Source organism: Marinomonas alcarazii, assembly GCF_003208215.1.
Lineage (GTDB): Bacteria > Pseudomonadota > Gammaproteobacteria > Pseudomonadales > Marinomonadaceae > Marinomonas > Marinomonas alcarazii.
Map to the genome: position 1 here is coordinate 1 of NZ_QKLW01000018.1, position 6,923 is coordinate 6,923.

Below are 6,923 nucleotides of genomic sequence, written 5' to 3' on the forward strand. Positions count from 1 at the left end.
GGGGAAGAAATCTTCTGTGACGAACACGGACGCGTCAAACTGCACTTCCCATGGGACAGATACAGCGAAGCCAACGATCACAGCTCCTGCTGGGTTCGCGTCTCCCAAGGTTGGGCTGGCAACCAACATGGCATGATGGCCATCCCGAGAATCGGCAGCGAAGTCATCGTCAGCTTTTTAAACAGCGACCCAGATCAACCGATTGTTACCGGGCGTACCTTTAACGCCAAGAATACGCCGCCATACCTTCTACCGGACAATAAAACCAAAACCGTATGGCGCAGCGACACCCACCAAGGGGAAGGCTTTAACGAGATCAGTTTTGAAGATCAAGTCGACAATGAAAAAGTCTATGTCCACGCGCAAAAAGACATGGAAACCGATGTCCTCAACGACAGCATCAGCCACATCGGCCACGATCAACACAGACAAATCGACAACGATAGATTTACACAGCTAAACAACAACGACCACCTCACTATTAAAGGAGAACGTCGTCATAAAGTGGATAAAGATCATACATTAATAGTAGAAGGCAGCTTGCAGCAGAAAGTGGGTTCGAAAGCCGTACTGGATGCTGCCAATGAAATTCATCTAAAAAGTGGCAGTAAAGCCGTAATTGAAGCCGGATCAGAAATGACCGTCAAAGTCGGTGGCAACTTTATAAAAATCGACGCTGCTGGTGTACACGTTGTTGGCTCCGCCATCAACTTCAACTCAGGCGGCAGTGCTGGATCTGGTAGTGGATTTAGTGGTTTGGAAGCTGAGCCACCCACAATAAAGAAAACAACTGAAGAATAAACTTCTTTTATAACCAACTAAAACAGTGATGACTCTCATAGACCTACGAGCATCACTACCTCCCTCTCACCTACCCTACTAATATCCATAAAACAACTTTTACATAGACCTGACAGTTCACGGGACGATCTTCGTTCTTTTCTAATTTTCGCTGTTTTATAATAAAGGGAAACAGACATTAAAGGATGAATGATGACATTGTTTCGCACCTTCCCTACTGTAAAGATATCTCTAACCCGCTTTGCCTTAGCCACACCGTTGCTGGTGTCTCTTATGGCCTGCTCGCAAACGCCTTCTGTAGAAAGTAAGGTAATTGATGACAGTAAAGTCGTGGAGATTCAAAAGACCATCGCTGAAAAATACCCCAATGCCGATGCTGAACTACAACAACACATACTAGACGTAGCCATTAAAGCCATTGACAACATGGTGTTTATTGAAGGCGGCAGTTTCATGATGGGAGATTTTGGCATGCCCTGCAACATGGACGTGGATATCAACTTAGCGAAATGGGAGCCCGGCGCTAGCTGCATGTCATTTCTAACCAGCGCTGAAAAAGGAGCCAACCATCTACACAAGGTCACCTTAAGTAACTATTCGCTGGCCAAGTTCGAAACTACTTATTACGACATGAATGCCTATCGTTTAGCCCATGAACTACCTTTAATCAAAACCAGATTCAATGCCAAACGACTAAAAAGAGCTACTCCAGTAAAAAACTGGCAGCAAGCTAAAGACTATTGCACTTGGCTGGGGGAGCTAACTGGCTACCCATTTGACCTTCCAACGGAAGCCCAATGGGAATACGCCGCTCGTAACCGCGGAAAAAATATTTATTACGCAACCGACGACGGTGAAGTCCGCCCCAAAGAAAGTGGTCGATATATTAAACGACCTGATGGTTCAACCTACAAAAAAGAATGGCAACCAGAGGAATGGAACTATCCCACCCCAGATGACTATCATAACAATGTAGACAGCTGGCCCCCTAACCCTCTGGGCATTTATGCCCTTAGCAGCGGCCCAAAAGAATGGGTTAATGATTGGTATTCCGCTGACTACTACCAGCATTCTCCTCAGCACGACCCTCAAGGCCCTAAAACAGGGAAACATAAAGTTCAACGAGGTGGACAAGGCAATCGTCCGGTCGTCATGAACCGATTTATTGGCGAAAATACTAATGAGTATTATGTCACTTATGGGTTTCGCTGCGGATTACAACAAACAACCCCTTTACATAACTGAGACCACATAAACGTATAGCCCCTCCTTCTCGAATTAGATAAGCCGAGCGGGGCTATACGTTAAGTTTACTTAGGCATAGAAACTAGGAACATCACTAATTTGTTGAGCAACTAACGACAATTTGTTTTGAAAAGCTGGCCCGGTTTTATAGGTAAATGCCAGAAGGTATCGCTGATTGATATCATCTTCTCCTTCAGACAACCACTTAATCCAATCGTTGAATTGCTCCTGCTGATCTCCCGCCAAAATAGCATTTATGCGATCCAAATTATCAAATAACGCCTGATCCCCAGACTGCTTTTTTCCCTGAGGATTCATGTGTGCCAACACCTCTTCAAACTTACGCCATGAGTGACCGATACTCCCTGTCAATAGCATCACAATGGCCTTCTCTTGCTGCTCCTCACTGTTCCAGTAGAAAGTCTGTACAAGAGTATCCATCAACATACCTATGGTTTCTGGTTGTAATTGATTCTGGTCTACTCCACTATATTTTCCCTGACCATCTAGAATAGTTTTCGCAAGCTGCTTCGCTTCAGCGCAGCGTAACTCCCTATCACTCCAAACAGCAGCCTGTTCGTCCCACCAAGAGTCTATAAACTCAAACCCTTTACCAACAGCATCTTCCAGAGCTTCACTCGGCACAGTAAAAAAGTAATAGGCCGCTCTAGACAAGTAACGATAAGCCACCTCATCAACGCATTGCAGGGTACGGTAATCAGCTACTGCTAATGCCCCCCAAATGACCTTAGCTAAGGGCCAAAGCTTGGTGAAATCCACCTTAGCACCAAAGCCCCCCGAGCCACCAGGGCCTAACACCATAGAAGCGCTGCAATGGAGCTCAAAACCATCCGGTGTTAATTTAAGAGTAAATTCAACGCCAGCCCCAGCACCAAACGCCACGTTACCACTGGCGACCACCTCTACTAATGCATCAAATTTGTCTTTACCTATATTTTCTGGTGCTTCCCACTGCAAGGCCCCAGAAACCTGACCGCCTGCTTGCGCGCCAGCAAAACCTTCGCCTTTAACGGTGAGGGCACCGCCCGCTTTATTGTCTACATCCAAGTTCATACCAGAGCCTACTAACGCACTTAGTCCACTGCTTTGCTCTTTTGGTTTGGTATGGACTGTCGCCGTAGCGCCCACTGAACCCGTCGCCCCTACAAAGCAACTCAGTACGAGCTTTAATTCCGCACGGAACTGACCAAAAGGGTACTGAACATCCTTACCAGAGGCATCTAAATAGGTGATATATAAATAGTAACCGCGACGATGGGGTAAGCAGGCCGAGGCCTCTATCTTCCCTTCTAACAAGGACATCTCAGCGCCAGCGGAGATACCTAAATCGACCTCACCATTTTTTTCACCATCTTTCGGCTTTACTAGGCTTTTTGCATCGGTGTGGAAGCAAAAACGCGCTAATTGCGCCTCACCACTCACCGCGAAATTAGCGTCTTCACTAGAAGAACCCGCACTATCAACCTTAAACTTCCACTCTTTAAATTTCTCATCCATTAATTTATTGGAATAAAGCGTACCTTCTAAATTATTAAATAACCCTCCATTAGCCCCTTTAACAATGTCTCTTTTTATATCTTTTAGCATAGCGCCCAATAACGCTTTACCGTCTTTTTTACTCAACAAGGCGGCTTTCAAACTAGGCGAGGAGGAAACTTTACGCCAATTGGCTTTCTGATTCTCTAGGAAAGAGACACGGACATAAATCACTTTATTTTGAGATATCAGCACAGCCTCACGGAAACCCGCTTTGACGCGAGTTTCAGAGCCTTTTTTATTGGTAGTACTGCTATCACGACCCACAGTTTGCGCATTAGAAGAACCATTCTCTTTTACACCGCTTTCTTTGCTCGCATTTTCTCGTATACGCTCAAACTCGGCAATTTCTTTATTGATGTCTGCAATTAAACGGTCACGAAAGGTCTTCACTGACTCTGGGTCGCCCCAGAAGTAATTATCACTATAGTAGCCACCGAGTATTTGCTTTCTTTCTGTAAGGTTAGCTATTTTGTTTGCTGCAAAATCGTCATTACTTTTATTTTGGTGTGTTTTACTTTCTTCAGTGAGCTTTTCTGGAGACAAGACATTCGATTGGTAAGCCCGCTCTAACCATTTCTGTTTTTTTGCGCGGTGGGCTTCAATTGCCGCTTTATCTGCGCTATCCGATTTAGGGGCCGCCATAGTGAGGTCATAAAAATCTGCCGCAAGTACAGACATTTGCTCAGCTTCTTCCAGCACCAAAGACTGTTGCTCTTTGGTTGTTAACACATAGTAGTGCTCTGGCTCATCATCACTGAATACCAACACATCACAAACATCTTCTCCCTGACACGCTGGCTTCCCCTGAAGGCAACCTTCTGCAGGAATACTGGAACCTGCAGGTTCGGCGATAGCAGGTTTAGTCTCTGGCTCCTCAACCGTTTCTTCTTCAGCAGATAAAATCAGCGTTTCACCAGAGTGAATTAAATTAGGATTAGCTTGGTAAGCAGGGTTCAACTCCAGCAAATCTATGTAGTTTACTCCTTGCTCTAAAGCGATCTTTAATAGCTGATCGCCCTCTTTTATAACGTAAGTTTTATTCGACATGAGTTACTTTCCCTGTTCTGCCCATTGCTGCTGAATCGACGCCATTTTTGAAAGATGCTCGGAACTCAGCACTAATCCGGAATAGTCTGCTATCTGCTCAGGCTTATTAGATGATTGATCTTGTTCTAAAGGTAATAGTGAAGTAGCCGTTGTTGTATCAAGCGCTAACCAAGCGCGATGAAACCAACGTATTGAACCGATTGTGGAGATAAAACTGGTCTTTTCCTCTTGGCTTAACCCACCCAAAAGAGGTAATAGCATACGAGGCTCATAATAACGTAGCAGCGCGCTGGCCTGACCTGTTTGTGCCGTTAGACGCTGCCTTGCCCACGTAACAACTGATTCAAAAGGTTGAGTACTTTGTATAAAACAGCCAGAAGGCTTTTCTTCAAACCGCTGCTTTAAAACAGCAAAAGAATCATTTTTGGATGAAAGCTGGACAATAATCGGTCCTTTGTCTGCTATATCACGATATTCAGTGTCGGCAAAGAGTTTGGCATGGCGAAGGTCGGCTACACCATTTTGATAAACAACCTTCATCAAATCTTCTTCAAATAAAGGCTCAACAATAACATAGGTATACTGCGGCACATTCACAGGCTCTTCCGCTTTAACGCCATATTCCTTTAAGAATGAATCGAACATTTCTTGTCTCCAGAACAATCACAATGTTCAATCAGCAAAGCCCCCGATACCATAGATGGCTCATAATCTATGGCTAACGTAGCTTCTGGCGGTGGCGGCGAAACAATACCACTCGGCAATAATGGCAATAGTTCACTAAACCCACTACCCGATCCTGCGCCACCGCCTGCGTTTAGGTTGATGGCGGCGCCGACCATGTGCACGCCACCACCGTCGATTTTTACAAAGCTGCCGCCAGCCGCTAGGGTAATTTCCGCTCCAGCTTCAATCACGGTTTTGTTACCGCTCTTAATGTGTATTTCTTCACCTGCTTCTAGTACCGAGATCTTGCCGACCTTCTGCTGCAAGCTGCCATCGATGGTGATTGTTTGGTCTTTATCTATCTTATGGCGACTTTCGCCCTTGATGCTCAGGTGGTCGTTGCCTGTGCTATTTTCTCCGCCGATTTGGGTGAAGCGGTCATTGTCGATTTGTCTGTGTTGGTCATGGCCGATGTGGCTGATGCTGTCGTTGAGGACATCGGTTTCGTGATCTTTTTGCGCGTGGACGTAGACTTTTTCGTTGTCGACTTGGTCTTCGAAGCTAATCTCGTTGAAGCCTTCCCCTTGGTGGGTGTCGCTGCGCCATACGGTTTTGGTTTTGTTGTCCGGTAGAAGGTATGGCGGCGTATTCTTGGCGTTAAAGGTGCGTCCGGTAACAATCGGTTGATCTGGGTCGCTGTTTAAAAAGCTGACGATGACTTCGCTGCCGATTCTCGGGATGGCCATCATGCCATGTTGGTTGCCAGCCCAACCTTGGGAGACGCGCACCCAGCAGGAGCTGTGATCATTTGCTTCGCTGTATCTGTCCCATGGGAAGTGCAGTTTTACTCGGCCGTGTTCGTCACAAAATATTTCTTCCCCTTCAGGGCCAACAACCGTGGCCATCATGGGGCCATCGACACTCGGTTTGGGTTGTGGTGTCGCTTGCCAGTTGGTGGTGGCTGGAATAAAGGTAAAGCTATTGTTGTAGGTGGTGCTGCCCGTTTGGCCTTCTTCTTCCAAGACTTGCGGTTGGGTGCCGTGGTGTTCGACCCAGACCGGCAGCCATTCTTGGTTGATGGTGTCTTCGTTGTGCCCTTCGATGGTGATTTTCATGCCAGCTTGGATGCCAGCGTGGTTACTTTTACCCACGAGAGTGCGAGCACTACGGCGCAGGTATTCTAGACGAATACGAGAAAAGGCTTTGCCTGTGACGTCGTCTTTGAAGCGCCCAGGGGCATCGAAGTGTTCGTAATTGGGCAGCTGATAATCCATGTTCTCGCCCTCTTGCTGGTGCAAGAAACGGTAATCAGGCTTTTTGAAGCTGTAGTCTTTCAGTGTGCTTTGGCTTGGTAAGCTTTGTGTGTGGTGCGTCAAAGTGGAGATGTAAAGATCGTCTGAGCCACCACCGGATAATACATTGTACGGGATTTTTTCTGGGTACTTAGGTAAAAACTGGCTTTGATCAGCAAAGTGCAGCAGGTGTTTGCCTTCTTCGTGGGTGAAGTAATAGACCCAGCCTTCTTCGGCGGCCAGTCGGTGTAAAAAGTCTAGGTCGGTCTCACGGTACTGAACGCAAAACTCGCGCTCTAGGGGCGTTCTTTG

Annotated in this window: 5 protein-coding genes; 2 read left to right on the forward strand and 3 right to left on the reverse strand. The window is 46.5% G+C overall.

All coding sequences use genetic code 11. From position 1 onward, the window contains the following. On the forward strand, positions 1-801 hold an 801-nt coding region (locus DFP75_RS18245; protein ID WP_146219968.1), incomplete at its 5' end, for a type VI secretion system Vgr family protein. A gap of 192 nt (positions 802-993) precedes the next feature. Beyond that, positions 994-2,046, forward strand: a complete 1,053-nt coding sequence (locus DFP75_RS18250; RefSeq protein ID WP_220032651.1) for a formylglycine-generating enzyme family protein — start codon at positions 994-996, stop codon at positions 2,044-2,046. A 69-nt stretch (positions 2,047-2,115) separates the two neighbouring features. Here the strand turns inward: DFP75_RS18250 and DFP75_RS18255 are convergent, their stop codons facing one another. The 3 genes from DFP75_RS18255 to DFP75_RS18265 all read right to left on the reverse strand — a co-directional run. Next, entirely contained in the window at positions 2,116-4,653 is a 2,538-nt protein-coding gene (locus DFP75_RS18255; protein ID WP_110577475.1) for a LysM peptidoglycan-binding domain-containing protein, read from the reverse strand. Between the two features lie 3 nt (positions 4,654-4,656). Continuing rightward, positions 4,657-5,298, reverse strand: a complete 642-nt coding sequence (locus DFP75_RS18260) for a DUF4123 domain-containing protein (RefSeq protein ID WP_110577476.1) — start codon at positions 5,296-5,298, stop codon at positions 4,657-4,659. Beyond that, the coding region (locus DFP75_RS18265; RefSeq protein WP_110577477.1) for a type VI secretion system Vgr family protein at positions 5,280-6,923 on the reverse strand (1,644 nt) is incomplete at its 5' end. The genes DFP75_RS18265 and DFP75_RS18260, both read right to left, overlap by 19 nt.